18 protein-coding genes are annotated in these 18,043 nt (G+C 66.7%); 7 read left to right on the forward strand and 11 right to left on the reverse strand.

Annotated elements, in window-relative coordinates; genetic code table 11:
* Positions 1 to 4 precede the first annotated feature (4 nt).
* Positions 5 to 1,180, forward strand: coding sequence for a multidrug effflux MFS transporter (locus AC1DZT_RS03360; protein WP_478005186.1), 1,176 nt, complete (start codon positions 5 to 7; stop codon positions 1,178 to 1,180).
* A 9-nt stretch (positions 1,181 to 1,189) separates the two neighbouring features.
* Here the strand turns inward: AC1DZT_RS03360 and dusA are convergent, their stop codons facing one another.
* A complete protein-coding gene (dusA, locus tag AC1DZT_RS03365) occupies positions 1,190 to 2,221 on the reverse strand; it encodes a tRNA dihydrouridine(20/20a) synthase DusA (RefSeq protein ID WP_478005187.1) in 1,032 nt (343 codons plus the stop codon).
* A gap of 246 nt (positions 2,222 to 2,467) precedes the next feature.
* On the opposite strand from dusA, the gene AC1DZT_RS03370 reads away from it, so the two are divergent.
* The 3 genes from AC1DZT_RS03370 to AC1DZT_RS03380 are packed head-to-tail and all read left to right on the forward strand — an operon-like array spanning position 2,468 to position 4,840.
* Complete coding sequence (locus tag AC1DZT_RS03370) at positions 2,468 to 3,124, forward strand: TerD family protein (RefSeq protein WP_478005188.1); 657 nt, start codon at positions 2,468 to 2,470, stop codon at positions 3,122 to 3,124.
* A gap of 3 nt (positions 3,125 to 3,127) precedes the next feature.
* Entirely contained in the window at positions 3,128 to 4,081 is a 954-nt protein-coding gene (locus AC1DZT_RS03375; RefSeq protein ID WP_478005189.1) for a hypothetical protein, read from the forward strand.
* A 3-nt stretch (positions 4,082 to 4,084) separates the two neighbouring features.
* Entirely contained in the window at positions 4,085 to 4,840 is a 756-nt protein-coding gene (locus tag AC1DZT_RS03380) for a VWA domain-containing protein (protein WP_478005190.1), read from the forward strand.
* Positions 4,841 to 4,855: 15 nt separating this feature from the next.
* Here AC1DZT_RS03380 and AC1DZT_RS03385 read toward each other — a convergent pair whose 3' ends face one another.
* Positions 4,856 to 7,246, reverse strand: a complete 2,391-nt coding sequence (locus AC1DZT_RS03385) for a heavy metal translocating P-type ATPase (protein WP_478005191.1) — start codon at positions 7,244 to 7,246, stop codon at positions 4,856 to 4,858.
* 90 nt (positions 7,247 to 7,336) lie between these two features.
* Here AC1DZT_RS03385 and AC1DZT_RS03390 point away from each other — a divergent pair, with 90 nt between their 5' ends.
* Positions 7,337 to 7,795 carry a MerR family transcriptional regulator gene (locus AC1DZT_RS03390; RefSeq protein ID WP_478005192.1) on the forward strand — a complete coding sequence of 153 codons (459 nt, stop codon included), beginning with the start codon at positions 7,337 to 7,339 and terminating at the stop codon, positions 7,793 to 7,795.
* 3 nt (positions 7,796 to 7,798) lie between these two features.
* Entirely contained in the window at positions 7,799 to 9,139 is a 1,341-nt protein-coding gene (locus tag AC1DZT_RS03395; RefSeq protein ID WP_478005193.1) for an MFS transporter, read from the forward strand.
* Positions 9,140 to 9,182: 43 nt separating this feature from the next.
* Here AC1DZT_RS03395 and AC1DZT_RS03400 read toward each other — a convergent pair whose 3' ends face one another.
* From AC1DZT_RS03400 to AC1DZT_RS03425, 6 genes are all read right to left on the reverse strand, one after another.
* Positions 9,183 to 10,274 (reverse strand): FliM/FliN family flagellar motor switch protein, encoded by a 1,092-nt coding sequence (locus AC1DZT_RS03400; protein ID WP_478005194.1) that lies wholly within the window; start codon positions 10,272 to 10,274, stop codon positions 9,183 to 9,185.
* 154 nt (positions 10,275 to 10,428) lie between these two features.
* A complete protein-coding gene (locus AC1DZT_RS03405) occupies positions 10,429 to 11,409 on the reverse strand; it encodes an ABC transporter substrate-binding protein (RefSeq protein ID WP_478005195.1) in 981 nt (326 codons plus the stop codon).
* Positions 11,410 to 11,427: 18 nt separating this feature from the next.
* Positions 11,428 to 12,273 (reverse strand): ABC transporter permease, encoded by an 846-nt coding sequence (locus tag AC1DZT_RS03410; RefSeq protein ID WP_478005196.1) that lies wholly within the window; start codon positions 12,271 to 12,273, stop codon positions 11,428 to 11,430.
* Positions 12,270 to 13,154 carry an ABC transporter permease gene (locus tag AC1DZT_RS03415; protein WP_478005197.1) on the reverse strand — a complete coding sequence of 295 codons (885 nt, stop codon included), beginning with the start codon at positions 13,152 to 13,154 and terminating at the stop codon, positions 12,270 to 12,272. The genes AC1DZT_RS03410 and AC1DZT_RS03415 overlap by 4 nt, the downstream gene beginning before the upstream one ends.
* Positions 13,151 to 13,486: a hypothetical protein gene (locus tag AC1DZT_RS03420; RefSeq protein WP_478005198.1), complete on the reverse strand. Its 336-nt coding sequence runs from the start codon at positions 13,484 to 13,486 to the stop codon at positions 13,151 to 13,153. Before AC1DZT_RS03420 ends, AC1DZT_RS03415 begins: the two co-directional genes overlap by 4 nt.
* Positions 13,487 to 13,531: 45 nt before the next feature.
* Positions 13,532 to 14,323 (reverse strand): ABC transporter ATP-binding protein, encoded by a 792-nt coding sequence (locus AC1DZT_RS03425; protein ID WP_478005199.1) that lies wholly within the window; start codon positions 14,321 to 14,323, stop codon positions 13,532 to 13,534.
* Between the two features lie 56 nt (positions 14,324 to 14,379).
* Here AC1DZT_RS03425 and AC1DZT_RS03430 point away from each other — a divergent pair, with 56 nt between their 5' ends.
* Positions 14,380 to 14,775 (forward strand): cupin domain-containing protein, encoded by a 396-nt coding sequence (locus tag AC1DZT_RS03430; RefSeq protein ID WP_478005200.1) that lies wholly within the window; start codon positions 14,380 to 14,382, stop codon positions 14,773 to 14,775.
* Between the two features lie 5 nt (positions 14,776 to 14,780).
* Here the strand turns inward: AC1DZT_RS03430 and AC1DZT_RS03435 are convergent, their stop codons facing one another.
* The 3 genes from AC1DZT_RS03435 to AC1DZT_RS03445 form a co-directional block, all read right to left on the reverse strand.
* Positions 14,781 to 15,161, reverse strand: coding sequence for a hypothetical protein (locus AC1DZT_RS03435; RefSeq protein ID WP_478005201.1), 381 nt, complete (start codon positions 15,159 to 15,161; stop codon positions 14,781 to 14,783).
* Between the two features lie 19 nt (positions 15,162 to 15,180).
* Positions 15,181 to 16,632, reverse strand: a complete 1,452-nt coding sequence (hydA, locus tag AC1DZT_RS03440; protein WP_478005202.1) for a dihydropyrimidinase — start codon at positions 16,630 to 16,632, stop codon at positions 15,181 to 15,183.
* Between the two features lie 70 nt (positions 16,633 to 16,702).
* Positions 16,703 to 17,953, reverse strand: coding sequence for a Zn-dependent hydrolase (locus tag AC1DZT_RS03445; RefSeq protein WP_478005505.1), 1,251 nt, complete (start codon positions 17,951 to 17,953; stop codon positions 16,703 to 16,705).
* Between the last annotated feature and the right edge of the window lie 90 nt (positions 17,954 to 18,043).

Consider the following 18,043-nt stretch of genomic DNA (forward strand, 5'->3'; position numbering starts at 1 on the left):
TCCCATGTCCGGCTCTCTGGCCCGCCCCGCCCTTGTCCTGGGGCTTTTGTCCTGCATCGGTCCCTTCGCCATCGACATGTATCTGCCCGCGATGCCGGTCATCGGCAGCGACCTCGATGTCTCGCCCCAGGTCGTGCAGGGCACGATCACTGCCTATTTCGCGGCCTTTGGCGTGGCGCAGATGTTCTATGGGCCTTGGGCCGACCATTCCGGGCGCAAGATGCCGCTTTATGCCGGCATCGCGATGTTCGTCCTGGGCACGATCCTGTGCCTGAGCGCGCAAAGCGCCACCGGCCTGATCGCCGGCCGCTTCGTGCAGGGCTTGGGCGGCGCGGCCCTGGGCGTGGTGCCGCGCGCCATCGTGCGCGACATGTTCACCGGGGCGCAGGCGACGCGGATGATGGCGGCGATCATGCTGGTCTTCTCCGTCTCGCCGATGCTGGCGCCACTGGCCGGATCGGCCCTGCTGACGGTGACCGGCTGGCGCGGCATCTTTGCGGCGCTTCTCGTCGCGGCCATGGCCAGCCTCGCGCTCCTCGCCTTCGCCCAGCCCGAGACCCTGGCCCCGGAAAACCGCCGCGCCTTCAGCCTGGGCTTCGTGCTCAAGGGCTGTGCCGGGCTTTTCACCGACCGCGCCTTCCTGCTTCTGACCTTCATCGGCGCCTTCGGCTTTGGCAGCTTCTTCATCTTCCTCGCCGCCGCCCCCTTCGTCTATCAGGAGGGGTACGGTCTGTCCGCCAACCAGTTCTCCCTGGCCTTCGCGGTCAACGCGATGGCCTTCATCGGCGCGAGCCAGGGGGCGAGCCGGGCCAGCGTCCGCTTTGGCACGGTGCGGGTGCTGAAGGCCGCGAGCCTGCTTTTCGCCTGCGGCACCTGCGGCCTGTTGGGGTTGAGCCTGCTTGGCCTTGCCACCCTGCCCTTCTGCATGATCGGGCTGGCCCTGGGCAATTGCGGACTGGGGCTGATCCTGCCCACCACGATGGTGCTGGCGCTGGACGATCAGGGCGACAAGGCGGGGCTGGCCTCCTCGCTCGGCGGGACCTTGCAGATGCTGACGGGGGGCGTGTTGGTGGCCGCCCTTGGCCCCTGGCTCGGCGCCGATCCCCAGCCGATGATCGCGGGCATCGCCTTTGCCGCCGCCGTGACGCTGGTCCTGACGCTGATGGTGCGCAAGTCCTGAAACCGGACCTCAGGCGGCCGAGCGCGCCCCGGCCTGCACTTGCGCCAAGGCCTCGAGCACCAGATCGGTGCCGGCCCCGGGGCGCGAGGCGCCTTCCGACAGCACCCGCCGCCAGCCCCGCGCGCCCGGACGCCCGGTGAAAAGGCCAAGCATGTGGCGCGTGATCTGATGCAGACGCCCGCCCTCCGCCAGATGGTGCGCGATATAGGGCAGCATCGACAGGACCACATCGAAGGCATCCGGCGCGAAATCCTCGCCCCAAAGCGCATCGGCCCCGATCAGCACCGCCGCCGGGTCATGATAGGCCGCCCGCCCGATCATCACCCCGTCCAGCCCCTGATCGAGCAGGCCTTTCGCCTGCGCCAGCGTGGTCACCCCGCCGTTGAGGCAGATCGTCAGCTCCGGAAAGTCGCGCTTCATCTGCAGGACGAGCGGGTAGTCGAGCGGCGGAATCTCGCGGTTTTCCTTGGGGCTGAGGCCCTGAAGCCAGGCCTTGCGGGCATGGATCACGAAATGCCGCACCCCGGCCGCCGCCACGGTTTCCAGAAAGCGCGGCAGAACCTCGGCCGGGATCTGGTCATCCACCCCGATCCGGCATTTGACCGTGACCGGCACCGGGCTTTCGGCCTGCATGGCGGCGACGCACTCGGCGACCAGCGCCGGACGCTCCATCAGCACGGCACCGAAACAGCCCGACTGCACCCGGTCCGAGGGGCAGCCGCAGTTGAGGTTGACCTCGTCATAGCCATAGGGCAGCGCCGCTTTGAGCGCAGCCGCAAGCTCGCGCGGGTCCGATCCGCCAAGCTGCAGGGCCACCGGATGCTCGACCGCGTCAAAGCCCAAAAGCCGGTCGCGGTCGCCATGCACCACGGCGGGGGCCGTCACCATCTCGGTATAGAGCATGGCGCGGCGGCTCATCTGGCGGTGAAAGACCCGGCAATGGCGGTCCGTCCAGTCCATCATCGGCGCCACCGAAAGCCGGTGCGCGCCAAGAGAGGCGCCTTGCGCGGGAACGGGGGCTGGGGTCCGGAAGGGTGTCACGGCCAGATCTTCTTTCGTCACGCGGGTTTGGGGGCCAGGGAGAAGGCTCAGACCGGCGCTGATACAGCAAATCTTGCCGAGCGTCCAGAAAGGCCGGGCGGTGCGGGCCCTGCGTGACGTCAACCGATGATTGTTCCCCCCTTGTCGCAGTTGAAACCCCGCGCCCGCCGCCATAGCTTGGCCCTTGGATGCGACGCGGTGCCGATGTGTGCCGCGCGCCGGATCATCCGGGAAAGGGGAGACGCCGTGCTGACGCTTGCGCTTGATAAACCCGGGCTGAAGGCGCCCAAGCTGGTCCTGTCGCTGAACAAGGGGGCGCGGTTCACCGTGACCGTGGCCTGGTCCTGCAACGCCGACCATCAGGACGATGTCGACATCCACGCCCTTGCCGCCCGCAACATGGGCGACGGCGCCCGGGTGCAGGCGCTGGAGGATGTGCTCTCGACCTACAACACCAAGCGGATGAACCCGCGCGGCGGGGTTCTGCCCAACAACCCGGACGGCTCTTTCCAGACGCCGGATGGCGGGCTGTCGCACAGCGGCGACATGCGGGTGCAGAACAACAGCGAAAGCATCGTGATCGACGGATCGAAACTCGCCCCCGGCGTCAACGAAGTGCCGATCTTCGCCACGGTCCACGAGGCCGACCACGGCGGCGGCCATGCCGAAGAGGCGGATGAGGACGAAGAGGGCGCGGCCTTCGGCGACATCGACCTGTGCACCATCACCCTGACCGATGACAGCGGGCGCGAGATCGGGTCGTACCGGCTTTCCGACGAGTTCCGCCATTTCAACGCGGTGCAGCTGGGCAATATCATGCTCGGGCCGCAGGGCTGGGAATATGTCGCCGTCGGGCGCGGCTTCAACGGCACGCTGAACGACGTTCTGGCGCATTTCTCCTGACCTATGGCGCAGGACCCGCCCGACCGGCCACCCAAGCCCCTGCGCGCCACGGTGATGCCCGAGGGTCCGGGCAAGCCTCTGGCGCGCAAACCCGCACCGAAAAGCCCCGAGGCCGGCGCCCTGCCCCGGCTGGCGCCCACCGCCATGCCGGGCAGCGCGCCGCAGCGGCTGGCGGTCGCGCCGGACCAGCTCCGCCGCCTCGCCCCCAAGGCCGCGCCCGCCATGCTCGAGGCGGCGATGGCCCTGTTGACCCGGCTGGTTCCGGCGCATCTGAGCGACCGCGACGCGCTGTTCTGGGCGCAGGACCTGCAGGAGGATCATGCCGCACTGGTCAACGATCGCCTCGCCCTCCTGCGCGCGCCCGAACTGCGCGAGGTGCCGGTGCATCTGGCGCGGCTGAAGGCGCTGCTCGGCCGCTTTGACCTGACCGCACTTTGCAGCAAGGGGCTCATGTCCGCCGCCTTCCGCAAAGCCTCGCGCGTGATAGACACCGGCGAGGAGATCCAGGCCGCAAGGGTCGAGATCGCCGAGCTGATGGCGCATCTGACCGGCGCGCTCGACGGTCTGGCGGCGCTCAAATCCCGGCTGGAGGCGCAGGCCCTGGCCCTGCAGGCGCTGGCGGTCAAGGTCGAGGCGGCGCTGATCGCGGCGGCCTTCCTGGCCGAGGCTGCCCCGCCGCATCTGACCCGCAGCTTTCAGGACCGCCGCCACAGCCTTGGCCTCACCCTCGTGCAGATCCGCACCGCCGACCTGCAACACCCGGTCGAGGCGAGCCTGCCCGCGCGGCTGGTGGTGGCGATCCAGAACATCGTCCTCGTGGCGCTTCCGGCCTGGCTGGAAAGCCTCGGCCACTTCCAGTCGCGGCTGGACCGCGGCATGGGCCCCTCGCTGACCGAGGCGCGCGACCTCACCTTTCGTCTTGCCGATCTGATCCCGCTTTTTCCCCAAATGGAGTAGACCATGCCGCTTTCCCTGGACCTGACCAAAGCCGCCCGCTCGCTGCGCCTCTCGCTGGACAAGGCGGGGGTGGCCTCCGATGTGAAGGCAGAGTTGATCATCGACATCGACGTGTCGGGGTCGTTCGAGCATGAACATGAGGAGGGGACGACCAACCGCCTCGTCTCGCGCCTGGTGCCTTACGGCATGGTGCTGGACCCCGATGGCCAGGTCGATGTCTTCACCTTCAGCCACGGGGCGGAGAACGCGCATTACGTCGGCACGGTGAACCCCGAAAGCTCGGACCGGTTCGTTCTGGACCGCGTGGTGCAACGGGTGCCGGGCTGGAACGGCGGGACGACCTACAGCTATGTGCTGGAACGCAACCTGCAGCATTTCGGCTGGCTGCCCTTTGCGCAAAAGCCGCAGGGCTTTCTCAGCCGCTTTCTCGGCCTGCCCGCGGCCCCGGCCCCGGCCCCCGCCCCGCGCAAACGCTCCATCGTAATCTTCATCACCGATGGCGAGAACCACGCCACCGACATGGAGCGCACGGCGAATATCCTCGCCGCCTCGCAAAAGCGCGGCGACGAGGTCTATTTCCTCTTCATGGGCGCCTGCGAGCATGAGGTGGAGTTCAAGTTCCTCCATACCATCGCGAAGAACTATGCCAATACCGGGGTGGTGATCATCAATGACCTCGACAGCTTCGTCGAGCTTTCGGATGAAGAGCTGAACGAAAGGCTCCTGGTGCCCGAACTGCTGGACTGGCTGCGCAAGTAAGCCGGGCGGCTGCGCTTATTTCCGTTCCGGATCAAAGCGCAGCATCCGCAGCGCGTTCAGCGTGACCAGGACCGTGGCCCCGGTATCGGCCATGATGGCAATCCAAAGCCCGGTGACGCCCAGGATCGTGGTGACCAGGAACACCGCCTTCAGCCCGAGGGCGAGGGCCACGTTCTGCCGGATGTTGGTCATGGTCGCCCGGGCCAGCCGGATCATCGCGGCCACATCGCCGACACGGTTGCGCAACAGCGCGGCCGAGGCGGTTTCCAGCGCCACATCGGTGCCCGAGCCCATCGCCACGCCGACCGAGGCCGCCGCCAGCGCCGGGGCATCGTTGATCCCGTCGCCGACCATGATCACGCCGCCGCGGCGCGCCATCTCCTTGATCGCAGCCACCTTGTCCTCGGGCATCAGATCGGCGCGGTGGCTCATGCCAAGGGCGCCGGCGATCGCGGCCCCGGTGCGGGCATTGTCGCCGGTCAGCATGACCGAGGTCACACCCATCGCGGTCAGTTCGGCAACCGCCTTGCGAGCATCCTCGCGCGGCTCGTCGCGCAGCGCGATGAGGCCAAGTGCCCGGCCGGGCCGGAAGACCACGACCACGGTCTTGCCCGCAGCCTCCATCTCCCCGGCGCGCGCCATGCCCGCCGCATCCAGCGCCCCCGCCTCAAGCGCAAACCGCGGGGCGGCCACCCAGGCCTCCTCGCCCGCGACCAGCGCGGTGGCGCCCTTGCCGACGAGAGCCTTGGCCCCGCTGGAGGGCAGCGCCGCCACCCCGGCCTGTTCGGCATGGCGCAGGATCGCCTCGGCCAGGGGATGGCTCGACCCGGTCTCGACCCCGGCGGCCACGGCGAGGAGATCGGCCTGCTCCCCCGCCAGCACGACGATATCGGTCACCAGGGGCCGCCCCGCCGTCAGCGTGCCGGTCTTGTCGAAGGCCACCTGCACCGTGCGCGCCACAGCCTCGATCACCGAGCCGCCCTTCATCAGGATGCCGCGCCGCGCCCCCGCCGACAGCGCCGAGGCGATCGAGGCCGGGACCGAGATCACCAGCGCGCAGGGGCAGCCGATCAGCAACAGCGCCAGCCCGCGGTAGATCCAGGTGTCCCAGTCCTGCCCAAGCGCCAATGGCGGCAGCAATGCCACCAGAAGCGCGAGCCCGGTGATCGCCGGCATATAGGCCCGGCTGAAACGGTCGATGAACCGCTCGGTCGGGGCGCGGGCGGTCTCGGCCTCTTCGACCAGCGCGATGATGCGGGAAATCGTGTTGTCTTCGGCCTCTTTGCCGACGGTGATCCGCAAGGCCGCCTCGGCATTGATCGAACCGGCAAAGACCGCAGCCCCCGGCCCCTTGGTCCGCGGCATGGATTCGCCCGTCACCGGGCTTTCGTCGATGCCCGAGGTGCCCTCGGCAATCGTGCCATCGGCGGGGATGCGGTCGCCGGGACGGACCAGCACCACCTGGCCGATCCGCAGGCTGGCGGCATCGACCTCGCGCGGCGTATCTCCCTCGACCAGGAGCGCGGTCTTCGGCACCAGATCCGACAAAGCGCGGATCGAGGCGCGGGCGCGGTCGGCCGCCACACCCTCCAGCACCTCGCCCACCGCGAAGAGGAAGACGACGAGCGCCGCCTCCTCCGCCGCGCCGATGAAAAGGGCCCCGATGGCGGCAATGGTCATCAGGCCTTCGATGGTGAAGGGGATGCCGGCGCGCAGGGCCAGAAAGGCCCGCCGCGCCACCGGCGCCACGCCGATCACACAGGCCGCGACAAAGGCCCAATGCGCCACCTGAACCGAGGCGAAAAGCTTGACCGCCGTCGCCAGCGCCAGCAGGAGGCCGGTGCCGATCACCAGCCGGCCCTTGGCGGTCTGATACCAGGCCTTGCCCAGATCCTCGGGCGAAGTGGCATGGCTGTGACCCGGACCACCGTGGCCGGACGCCTCTGCCTCGGCCTCATGGTCATGACCATCGTGATCATGACCCTCATGATCGTGGCCTTCGTGGTCATGACCCTCGTGATCGTGACCCTCGTGATCGTGACCCTCATGGTCGTGACCTTCATGGTCATGGCCCTCATGGTCGTGACCTTCATGGTCATGGCCCGCATGGTCCTCCACCGGCGCCTCGGGCAGGACGAACTTGCGCTTTGTCCCGGCCTGACCCTTGGGCAGGATGCCAAAGCCGAGCGTCTTGACGACATCCTCCACCGCCGCGGGTTCGGTGGTGCCGGGCTGCAGGCGCAGGCTCAGCCGTTCGGACATCACGCCGACCTGCACATCCTCGACCCCGGGCAGGCGCCCCAGCGCCGTGGTGATCTTGGTGGCGCAAGAGGCGCAGTCCATGCCGGTCACGGTCCAGTCGTGACGCTCGGTCGTCTGGCGCGCGCGCTCGTCCTTGGCGGTCATGTCATGTCCTTTCGCCGCCCAAGGCAGCGCTTGTTTCGCTCTGACCCCAGATGTAATCTCTCTAGTAACTAGAGGTTCAAGGGGCTTTTCATGCTGACCATCGGAAAACTTGGCGCGGCCACCGGGGTCAAGGTGCCGACCATCCGCTATTACGAACAGATAGGGCTGCTTCCCGGCGCGGAAAGGTCTTCCGGCAACCAGCGGCTTTACCCCAGTTCCGTGCAGGACCGGCTGACCTTCATCCGCCACGCCCGCGACCTTGGCTTCACGCTGGAGGCGATCCGCGACCTTCTGGGCCTGTCGGACCGGCCCGACCAGTCCTGCGCCGAGGTCGATGCCATCGCCCGCGCCCAGCTGCACGCGGTCGAGGGGCGGATCGCCCGGCTGCAATCGCTCAAGGCCGAGCTGGAGCGGATGGTCGATCACTGCGCCGGCGGCCGCATCGCCGATTGCCGGGTGATCGAGGTTCTGGGCGACCACAAGCATTGCAGCGGCGACCACGCGCGCGAGGGGGAGGCGGCCTGGGACCTGCACCGGGCGGCGGGTTAGGCCATGCTCGGGCTCCTGAATGACCCGACTTTCCGGCGGCTTTACGCGGCGCAGGTGATCTCGCTGATCGGGACCGGGCTTGCCACGGTGGCGCTGGGGCTTCTGGCCTGGAAACTGGCGGGGGCAGAGGCCGGGCTGGTGCTGGGCACGGCTCTGGCGATCAAGATGGTGGCCTATGTCGGGCTTGCGCCCCTCGCCGCGGCGCTGGCGGGGCGGGTGCCGCGCCGGGCTTTCCTCGTCAGCCTCGATCTGATCCGCGCCGTCGTGGTGCTGTTCCTGCCCTTCGTGACCGAGGTCTGGCAGATCTACCTGCTGATCTTCCTGCTGCAGGCCGCCTCGGCAGGCTTCACCCCGGCCTTTCAGGCCACGATCCCCGATGTCCTGCCCGAGGAGCGTGATTACACCCGGGCCCTGTCCCTGATGCGGCTGGCCGAGGATCTGGAGCAGGTGCTGAGCCCGATCCTCGCCGCCGCCCTGCTGACGCTGGTCAGTTTCCCGGTGCTCTTCGGCGGCACGGTGGCGGGGTTCTGCGCCTCGGCGGCGCTGGTGCTGGCAAGCCGCCTGCCCGCCCGCTTGGCCGTCCCGGAGGAGAGCCTGCGCCATGCGGCGTTGAAGGGGCTGCGGATCTACCTTGCGACGCCGCGCCTGCGCGGGCTGATGATGATGGAGATGGCGGTCGCCGCCGCAGGGGCGATGGTCTATGTCAACACGGTGGTTCTGGTGCAGGCAAGGCTGGGGCTTGGCCCCTCGCAGGTGGCCCTGGCCTTTGCGGCCTATGGTGGCGGCTCGATGCTGGCGGCGCTGGCCCTGCCCCGGCTTTTGCAGCACCGCGCCGACCGTCCGGTCATGCTGACCGGCGCCGGGCTGATGGTGGCGAGCCTGACGCTGGTGCCACTGGTACATGGGCTTGGCGGGCTGATGGCGCTTTGGGCGCTGATCGGCTTTGGCTATGCGCTGAGCCAGACGCCGATCGGCCGCATCCTCAACCGTTCGGCCCAGGCGCAGGACCGTCCCTCGGTCTTTGCCGCGCAATTCGCCCTGTCACATGCCTGCTGGCTGATCGCCTATCCGATGGCCGGCGTGATCGGCAGCCGGTTCGGGCTGGCGGCGGCGGCCTTCAGCCTGGCAGGGCTCGGCGCCCTGGCCCTGGCGCTGGTGCTGGCCCTGTGGCCGGCGCAGGACCCCGTGGAGCTGGCGCATGACCACGCCGACCTGCCGCCCGACCACCCGCATCTGGCCGCCCATCGAGGCCAAGCGCCTGCACGCCATGCCCATGCGGTGACGATCGACGCCCTCCACCCGCGCTGGCCGGCCCGCAGCTTGCCCGACACGGGAGAGCTTTGAGCGCAGGGACACGCCGCGCCCCCTGCACCGCCTGCGCGGACCGTCAATCGGTTCCGGTGGCAAGGAAATCCGGCATGTCCCCGGCCCCGAGCGCCGGGAAATCCATCGCGGGGAAATCCATCGCCGGAAAGTCCTGTTCCAGCCCGCCCGCCGCCAGCGGCGCCTCGCCCAGCCCGGGGAAACCCATCCCGCCCAGGGCCGCCTCGCCACCGCCATAGCCGGCAGCACCCATCTCACCCTCCGCAGCGCCCTGCGCGCCGCGTTCGGTCAGCCGCACCGCGCGCATGCCGCGGTTCTGGCCAAGCTTGCCTTCCGCAACACGGCGGCCATCGAGCCCTTCGAGGCTGATCCGGTCGATGGCGGCATCGTGCAGCGGCAGGATCATCCCCTCGCTCAAGCCCATGACCTGGGCCAGCGGCATGGTCAGACGGGCCAGCACCGCCTCCACCCGCGACTGGGCGCCGTTGATCCGTTCGGCCAGCGCCTGCATGAAGGCCGGGCCATGATCCTCCAACAGGCCATCGGTCTGCGGCGGCGCGGGACGCGGACCGCGCCCCTCGGCCGGCAGGGCCAGAAGGACCTCGCCGTTGCGAAAACCGCCGGCCAGCGCCACCTCGGCCCGCATCAGGCGCAGCGGCGCATCTTCCAGCAGCAGGGGCAAGGGGCGCGGATCGTCGAGGAAAGAGGCATAGCGAAAGCCGCCGGCCCAGACCAGATCGGCCTCTTCGGCGAGGGCCTGTTCCATGCCGGACAGGGCCGCGTCGATCACGCCCACGACCATCGCGGCATCGGTGCGCGTCGGCTTGCGCGGCACGAGTTCCTGGTTGCGCACCCTGCCGATCGTCTGCGCCTCGATCAGACCGGCGAGGACGGGCTGGTCGATGATGATGGCGCCAAGCCCCTCGGCCGGGCCTTCCAGAATGGCGACCAGCGCGAGATCTGGCACCAGTTCGGCCAGTTCGGCCAGCGAGCGGCGCTCCACCGTCAGCTTGCGCACATCGAGCGAGACCTTGAGCACGTTCTGCGCCGCCCGCGCCAGCCCGACCCGCCAGCCGCGATCCGCCCCCGGCCCGCCTTCGGCCGAAACGACGCGCTGCGCCGCCAGCTTGCGACGGATGATTCCAGCCTCTGCCATCACGCACCCTGCCTTGACTGGGCCCACTCTGGTCGAAGCCGGTTAGCAAATGGTTGAGATCGTAACACCGCCCGGCCGGTTTTTGCCCGCGCCGCAGCCGCCATGCAAAAGGGCGGCCACCGGGGCCGCCCTTTCCTCCGCTTCAGCCTTGAGCTTACTTCAGCGCGGCATCGGTGATGACATGGGTGAAGGCGCCTTCCGGCTGCTTGGTGATCACCGGGTCCGAACCGCCCGCCATCAGGGTCGCCACGGTGCGGGCATAATCCGCCTCGTCCAGCGCGCCATTCGAGCCTGCGGTCAGTTTCGCCACTTCGCCCATCATGAACTTCTGGTGCGCTTCGGTCTGGGCGCCGGTCTGGTCGGCCTCCAGCACGATGCCCGCAGCCTCATCCGGGTTCGATTCGGCATATTTCCAGCCCTTCATCGAGGCGCGGACGAACTTCACCATCTTAGCGTCGAAGGCCTCGTCCTTCAGGTTCGGCTCCAGCACATAAAGCCCGTCCTCCAGGGTCGAAACCCCCATATCCTCGTATTTGAAGGTGACGAGGTCCTCCGGCTTGATCCCGGCATCCAGCACCTGGCCATATTCGTTATAGGTCATGGTCGAGATGCAGGCCGCCTGCTTTTGCAGCAGAGGATCGACGTTGAAACCCTGCTTCAGCACGGTCACGCCATCCGCGCCGCCGGTGGTCGGCAGCTTCAGCTGGCTCATCCAGGACAGGAAGGGATATTCGTTGCCATAGAACCAGACGCCCAGGGTCTTGCCCTTGAAATCGGCCGGGGTGGCGACGCCGGAGTCCTTGAGGCAGGTCAGCATCAGGCCGGAATGCTTGAAGGGCTGGGCGATGTTGACCAGGGGCAGGCCCTTTTCACGGGCAGCCAAAGCGGCCGGCATCCAGTCCACGATCACATCGGCGCCGCCGCCGGCGATGACCTGCTCGGGCGCGATATCGGGGCCGCCGGGCAGGATCGTGACGTCCAGACCCTCGTCCTTGTAATAGCCCTTGGCCTCGGCGACGTAATAGCCGGCGAACTGGGCTTGGGTCACCCATTTCAGCTGCAGCTTGACCGTGTCATTGGCCTGGGCCGCCGTCGCCAGCGCCATGGCCGCCGCCGTGATCAGAAACTTCTTCATTTTAACCTCCATGTTGTATCACCTCCCTCTTTGTGAGGGATGCCAGAAGGTGACGGCCTTTTCTGCCGCCGCCACCAATGCGTAAAAGACCGAGCCTGCGACCGCCGCCACCGCAATCTCGGCCCAGACCAGCGGCAAGGCCAACTGCCCCACCGCGGTCGAGATCCGGAACCCCATGCCCACCGTCGGCGAGCCGAAATTCTCGGCCACGATAGCGCCGATCAAAGCGAGGGTCGCGGCAATTTTCAAGCCGTTGAACAAAAAGGGCATGGCGGCGGGCAGGCGCAGTTTGAAGAGGGTCTGCCAGTAGCTCGCCCCCCAGGTCGCCATCAGATCGCGCTGCATCCGGTCGCTGGCCGACAGGCCTGCCACCATGTTGACCAGCACCGGGAAGAAGACCATGACGACAACGACCGCCGCCTTGGAATGCCAGTCAAAGCCGAACCACATCACCATGATCGGCGCGATGCCGACGATGGGCAGGGCCGCAACGAAATTGCCGATCGGCAAGAGACCGTTCCTGAGGAACGGCACCCGGTCGACCAGCACCGCCACCACGATCCCCGCGCCGCAGCCCATCAGATAGCCGAAGAGCCCGCCCTTCAGGATGGTCTGGACGAAGTCGATCCAGAGTACCGGCAGATTCTCCGCAATCGCCGTGGCGATCCGCGAGGGCGCTGGCAGGATCACCTCGGGCACGGCAAAGCTGGTGACGATCCCCTGCCACAGCACCAGGATCGCGAGGCCGAACAGGGCGGGAATGGCGATCCGGACCCAGGCCTGCCCGGCAAGCCGCGACCGGGCGAGGAGGGCATTCACCCCCCAGGCCGCAAACCAGATGACGAGCGCCAGAGAGATGCTCATGCCCTGACCCCCATCCGCCGCACCACAAGGCTTTCGAAAAGCCGCACCACCAGGATCAGCACCCCGGCCAATATCGCCGCCGCAAAGAGGGCCGCCCAGACGATGATGGGTGATCCGAACTGGCTGCCGATCAGCATCCGCGCCCCCAACCCCTCGATCGCCCCGGTCGGCAATTCGCCGACAATGGCGCCGACGAGGCTCGCCGCGATCCCCACCTTCAGCGAGGTGAAGAGATAGGGCACCGAAGACGGCAGACGCAGCTTCATGAACCCCTGCAGTTCCGAGGCGTTATAGGTCTTGAGCTGATCCAGCTGCATCTGATCGGGGCTTCTGAGCCCCTTGATCATGCCGACCAGCACCGGAAAGTAGCTGAGATAAGCCGCGATGATGGTTTTCGAGACCAGCGCATTCGACACGCCCAGATGGTCGCCAAAACCCAGGGAGTTCGACAGGACCACGATCATCGGCGCAATCGCCACCACCGGCACGGTCTGGCTGATGACGGCCCAGGGCATCATCCCCAGCTCCAGCGTCCGGCTGCGCACGATGCCGACCGCCATCAGGATGCCAAGGACCGTGCCCAGCAGGAATCCCCAGAAGGTCGCAACCAACGTCACATAGCCATGATAGACCAGACTTTTCTTCGAAGTGACGCTATAGGCGGTCAACCCCTTCCAAAGCTCCGCCGCGACCTGATGCGGCGCGGGCAAGACCGGGCGGTCCTGCGCCATCGTATCGGCCAGAAGGCTCGCGAAAGTGACCTCGCCCCCTGACCGCGCCGCCTGATCATAGGTCCAGGCCGCATTCATCGCGACCGAGCCCGCATACCAAAGCGCCAGGATCACCACCAGAACCGCCAGAACCGGACCTGTCTGCCTCATGCCGCACCGCCTTGCGGCCAGACGATCATCGTCACCGCCACCACCCCCAGAACCAGCCCCGCGATCTGCAGGGGCGTCGGTCTTTCGCCAAAGACCACCACCGCCATCAGCGTGATCGCGATCAGCTGGAAGATCAGCGACAGCGCGATGGCAAGGCCGAGGCCGTTCTCGCGCATCACCCGGACCATCAGGAAATTACCGACACAGAAGAGCGCCAGCGCGCCGGCCAGAACCCAGGGGCCGCCCTGCGCCGCATAGGTCTTCAAGGTCGCATTCGCCGCCATGAAGACCGCGGTCGAACCGGCGAGGTAAGCCAGAATGACCCCGTTCATGTCTTCACCCGGGGAAGACCAAAGGAAGACGCATGGAAGACCGGTTCACTCATCGGAATGCCCCGCTCTCAGGCCCTCGCGGACGCGGTGGGCGATCTCGATGAATGCCTTGCTGTCGCGGATGTCCAGCGGGCGCTCGCGCGGCAGAGGGCTGTCGATCACATCGGTGATCCGGCCCGGACGGGGCGACATCACGACGATCTTGGTCGAAAGATAAACCGCCTCGGGGATCGAATGGGTGACGAAGCCGATGGTTTTCCCGGTGCGGTTCCACAGCTTCAGCACCTCCTCGTTCAGGCGGTCGCGGACGATCTCGTCCAGGGCGCCGAAGGGTTCGTCCATCAGCAGGATATCCGCGTCGAAAGCCAGCGCCCGGGCGATCGAGGCGCGCTGCTGCATCCCCCCCGACAGCTGCCAGGGGAATTTCTTGCCGAAGCCCTTCAGCTCGACCAGATCCAGCACCCGCTCGACACGGGCTGCCTGCTCCTCGGCCGAAAATCCCATGATTTCAAGCGGAAGCGCGATGTTCTTCGCAATGGTCCGCCAGGGGTAAAGCCCCGCCGCCTGAAAGACATAGCCATAGGCCCGCTTCCGCCGCGCCTCGTCCGGCGTCATGCCGTTGACGGTGAGCGTGCCGCTCGTCGGATGCTCCAGCGCCGCAATCGCGCGCAGGAAGGTCGTCTTGCCGCAGCCCGAGGGCCCGATGAAGCTGACGAAATCCCCCCGGTTGACGGTCAGGTTCACGTCCTTGAGCGCATGAACCGGGCCGTCATTGGTCTGGAAGACCAGATTGACTTGCCTTGCCTCGATGACCGGAGCGGCTGTCGTATCTTTCATCAAATTCTACCCATTTCTGCGCTACACTCCCGGCCATACCCCAAAGGAGCACCGCCATGAAGGACTGTCGCAAACTCCGCCCCACCGGGCTTTTTGCCGGAAAACAAGGGTTTACCTATAACGAGGGCGTCTCGAAGGAATCGGTCGGCGCCGATGCCATCTGCATGCACCTCTTGACCATCCCCCCCGGCGGCCGCGCCAGGGCCCACAAACATGCCACCCACGAGACCGCCATCTACATGCTGGAGGGCGTGACGATCATGCACTGGGGTCAAACCCTTGAAAACACGATGGAAGTGGTCGCTGGCGACATCCTCTACATTCCCGCCGACATGCCCCACCTGCCCTACAACCCCGGCCCCGGCATCGCCACCGCCGTGATCGCCCGCACCGACCCGCATGAGCAGGAAAGCGTGGTCCTGCTGCCGGAATTGGAGGGGTTGGTGGGGTGAGAGGGTCATGCCACACCTCCACCATTTGCAATGCTTGCTTTGCGTAGATGCAGGAACGCCCGCAATGCCAGGATCAAAGTCACGATAGCAAGACCCGGACCAATCACCCCAAGATAAAAGTAATCCACCACTCCACCCGGGCCATCGCAGTTGAAGATCATCATGCCCTCGCTACCAGCTGCCGACTGAGCCTCAGTCGGAGCGACATAGGTCGGCTCAGCCGAGCAGAAACGTTTGAGCCGGACCAAGTCGTAGATCAGCCACGCATAGGCAGCCAAGGAAAGACCGAGTTCCCATTTTGCACCCAGCCAGCGCCGCACCGCCCACAAGATCATGACAGAGGCCAAGACCACCAGTACAGAGGCGACCACCATCGCAAGGATCATGATGAAGGCGGTTGCCAGATTACACCCCCGTCGCCGGAATCCCCGTCCGCACCACCGGGCGCGGGGCGGTCAGGCCCTTCCAGGCGCTCAGCGCCCGGTTCACCGCCGGGCGCGCCTCGCGGGCGACGAACTGGCCGTGGCCCTCGCGGGTCTTGACTGTGCCCTCCTCGACCGCCACCACGCCCCGGGTCAGGGTAAAGCGCGGCAGGCCCTTGACCTTCTGGCCCTCGAAGACGTTGTAGTCGATCTTGGACTGCTGGGTTCCGGCCGAGATCACCTTTTCCTTCGCCGGGTCCAGCACCACGAGGTCGGCATCCGCCCCCACCAGTACCGCGCCCTTCTTCGGGTAGCAGTTCAGGATCTTCGCGATATTGGTTGAGGTTACGGCGACAAATTCATTCGGCGTCAGCCGACCCGTCGCCACCCCATGGGTCCAGAGCATCGGCATCCGGTCCTCCAGCCCCCCCGTCCCGTTCGGGATCTTGGAGAAATCGCCAAGGCCGAAGCGCTTCTGCGTCGTGGTAAAGGCGCAGTGGTCGGTCGCCACGCAAGACAGGCTGCCGCTTTGCAGACCGGCCCAAAGACTGTCCTGATGCTTCTTGTCGCGGAAGGGCGGCGACATGACGCGGCGGGCGGCGTGGTCCCAGTCGGAGTTGAAATACTCGCTTTCGTCCAGCGTCAGGTGCTGGATCAGGGGCTCGCCCCAGACGCGCTTGCCCTGCATCCGGGCGCGGCGGATGGCCTCATGCGCCTCCTCGCAGGAGGTGTGGACGACATAGAGCGGCACCCCGGCCATGTCGGCGATCATGATGGCGCGGTTGGTCGCCTCGCCTTCCACCTGCGGCGGGCGGGAATAGGCATGGGCCTCGGGGCCATTGTTGCCCTCGGCCAAGAGTTTCGCGGTCAGTTCGGCCACCACATCGCCGTTCTCTGCATGGACCATGGCGAGGCCGCCGAGATCGCCAACCCGTTTGAAGGATTGATACATTTCGTCGTCATTGACCATCAGGGCGCCCTTGTAGGCCATGAAATGCTTGAAGGAGGTCATGCCGGCCTTGACCGAGGCCTCCATATCCTCCCAGACCTTCTGGCCCCACCAGGTGATCGCCATGTGGTAGGAATAGTCGCAATTGGCCCGGGTCGATTTGTTGTGCCACATCTGGGCGGCATCCATGAGGCCCTGACCCTGCCCCGGCAGCACGAAGTCCACGACCATCGTCGTCCCCCCCGCCAGCGCCGCCCGCGTGCCGCTCTCAAAATCATCGGCAGAATAGGTGCCCATGAAGGGCATCTCGAGGTGGGTATGCGGATCGATCCCGCCGGGCATGACATAGCAGCCGGTGGCATCCAGCACCCGCTCGCCGGTGAGGTTCGGCCCGATCTCGGTGATGATGCCGCCTTCGATGCGGACATCGGCCTTGTAGCTGAGGTCCGCGGTGACGATGGTGCCGTTCTTGATGATGGTGGTCATGATCCGTCCCTCGTATTTCATTGGTCCATAAATATCCCGGGGGTCCGGGGGCTGGCCCCCGGCCTTGGCGTCAGGCGACGACCTCCGCCACCTCAAGCACGGCGTGCAGCAGAACATCCGTCCCGGCCGCCGCCCATTCCGGCGAAATCTCCTCGGCCTCGTTGTGGCTCAACCCATCGACGCAGGGGCACATGACCATCGTGGTCGGCGCCACGCGGTTGATCCAGCAGGCGTCGTGGCCGGCGCCGCTGACGATATCCATATGGGAATAGCCAAGTTTCTCAGCGGATTGGCGGACGATCTTCACAAGGCCGGGGTCGAAGGTAACGGGGTCGAAATGGCCGACCTCCTCGATGCTGCAACCAAGGCCCAGTTCGGCTGCGACGGCATGGGCGTGGCGGATCACCTCACCTTTCATCAGGTCCAGCTTGGCCTGCTCGGGGCTGCGGATGTCCACCGTGAACACAACCTTGCCGGGGATCACGTTGCGCGAATTGGGGAAGACCTTGACCTGGCCCACCGCACCCACGGCATTCGGCTGGTGCGCCATCGCGATCTGGTGGACGCGTTCGGTGATCCGCGCCATGCCGAGGCCGGCATTGACCCGCATGTGCATGGGCGTCGAGCCGGTATGGGCGTCCTTGCCGGTCAGCGTGATCTCCAGCCACCAGAGACCCTGGCCGTGGGTGACGACGCCGATGGTCTTGCCCTCGGCCTCGAGGATCGGGCCCTGTTCGATGTGCAGCTCGAACATCGCCTTCATCTTGCGGGCGCCGACCTTCTCATCCCCGACCCAGCCAATGCGGGCCAGTTCCTCACCGAAGACCAGACCGTCCAGATCCTTGCGGCTTTTGGCATAGTCCTCGGTATGAAGCCCGGCAAAGACGCCGGAGGCGAGCATGGCCGGGGCAAAGCGCGCGCCCTCCTCGTTCGTCCAGTTGGTCACGACGATCGGGTGCTTGGTCTTGATCCCCATGTCGTTCATCGAGCGCACCACCTCCAGCGCGCCCAGAACCCCCAGCACGCCGTCATATTTGCCGCCCGTCGGCTGGGTGTCGAGGTGCGAGCCCATGTAGACCGGCAAAGCCTCCGCATCCTCACCGGCGCGGGTGGCGAACATGTTACCCATCGTGTCGAGGCCCATGGTCATGCCCGCCGCCTCGCACCAGCGCTTGAAGAGGTGGCGGCCCTCGCTGTCGGCATCGGTCAGGGTCTGGCGGTTGTTGCCACCCGCCACACCAGGGCCGATCTGGGCCATCTCCATCAGGCTGTCCCACAGGCGTGCCGAATTGATGCGCAGGTTTTCCCCCGCAGAGGGCATCTTGGGTGCAGGCATGGTCGTCTCCCTTGGACTACAGGGGTCTTGATGCCCCTTGCAGCGAATCTTTTCCTGACCGTATGGTCAAATGAA

It is taken from the genome of Rhodobacter sp. P1_C2 (assembly GCF_056406375.1).

Excerpts from the sequence above, each read along its gene's own strand:
- AC1DZT_RS03360 (WP_478005186.1), top strand. The coding sequence starts at position 5 with ATGTCCGGCTCTCTGGCCCGCCCCGCCCTTGTCCTGGGGCTTTTGTCC.
- AC1DZT_RS03375 (WP_478005189.1), top strand. The coding sequence starts at position 3,128 with ATGGCGCAGGACCCGCCCGACCGGCCACCCAAGCCCCTGCGCGCCACG.
- AC1DZT_RS03380 (WP_478005190.1), top strand. The coding sequence starts at position 4,085 with ATGCCGCTTTCCCTGGACCTGACCAAAGCCGCCCGCTCGCTGCGCCTC.
- AC1DZT_RS03385 (WP_478005191.1), bottom strand. The coding sequence starts at position 7,246 with ATGACCGCCAAGGACGAGCGCGCGCGCCAGACGACCGAGCGTCACGAC.
- AC1DZT_RS03390 (WP_478005192.1), top strand. The coding sequence starts at position 7,337 with ATGCTGACCATCGGAAAACTTGGCGCGGCCACCGGGGTCAAGGTGCCG.
- AC1DZT_RS03395 (WP_478005193.1), top strand. The coding sequence starts at position 7,799 with ATGCTCGGGCTCCTGAATGACCCGACTTTCCGGCGGCTTTACGCGGCG.
- AC1DZT_RS03400 (WP_478005194.1), bottom strand. The coding sequence starts at position 10,274 with ATGGCAGAGGCTGGAATCATCCGTCGCAAGCTGGCGGCGCAGCGCGTC.
- AC1DZT_RS03405 (WP_478005195.1), bottom strand. The coding sequence starts at position 11,409 with ATGAAGAAGTTTCTGATCACGGCGGCGGCCATGGCGCTGGCGACGGCG.
- AC1DZT_RS03410 (WP_478005196.1), bottom strand. The coding sequence starts at position 12,273 with ATGAGCATCTCTCTGGCGCTCGTCATCTGGTTTGCGGCCTGGGGGGTG.
- AC1DZT_RS03415 (WP_478005197.1), bottom strand. The coding sequence starts at position 13,154 with ATGAGGCAGACAGGTCCGGTTCTGGCGGTTCTGGTGGTGATCCTGGCG.
- AC1DZT_RS03420 (WP_478005198.1), bottom strand. The coding sequence starts at position 13,486 with ATGAACGGGGTCATTCTGGCTTACCTCGCCGGTTCGACCGCGGTCTTC.
- AC1DZT_RS03425 (WP_478005199.1), bottom strand. The coding sequence starts at position 14,323 with ATGAAAGATACGACAGCCGCTCCGGTCATCGAGGCAAGGCAAGTCAAT.
- AC1DZT_RS03430 (WP_478005200.1), top strand. The coding sequence starts at position 14,380 with ATGAAGGACTGTCGCAAACTCCGCCCCACCGGGCTTTTTGCCGGAAAA.
- AC1DZT_RS03435 (WP_478005201.1), bottom strand. The coding sequence starts at position 15,161 with ATGATCCTTGCGATGGTGGTCGCCTCTGTACTGGTGGTCTTGGCCTCT.
- hydA (WP_478005202.1), bottom strand. The coding sequence starts at position 16,632 with ATGACCACCATCATCAAGAACGGCACCATCGTCACCGCGGACCTCAGC.
- AC1DZT_RS03445 (WP_478005505.1), bottom strand. The coding sequence starts at position 17,953 with ATGCCCTCTGCGGGGGAAAACCTGCGCATCAATTCGGCACGCCTGTGG.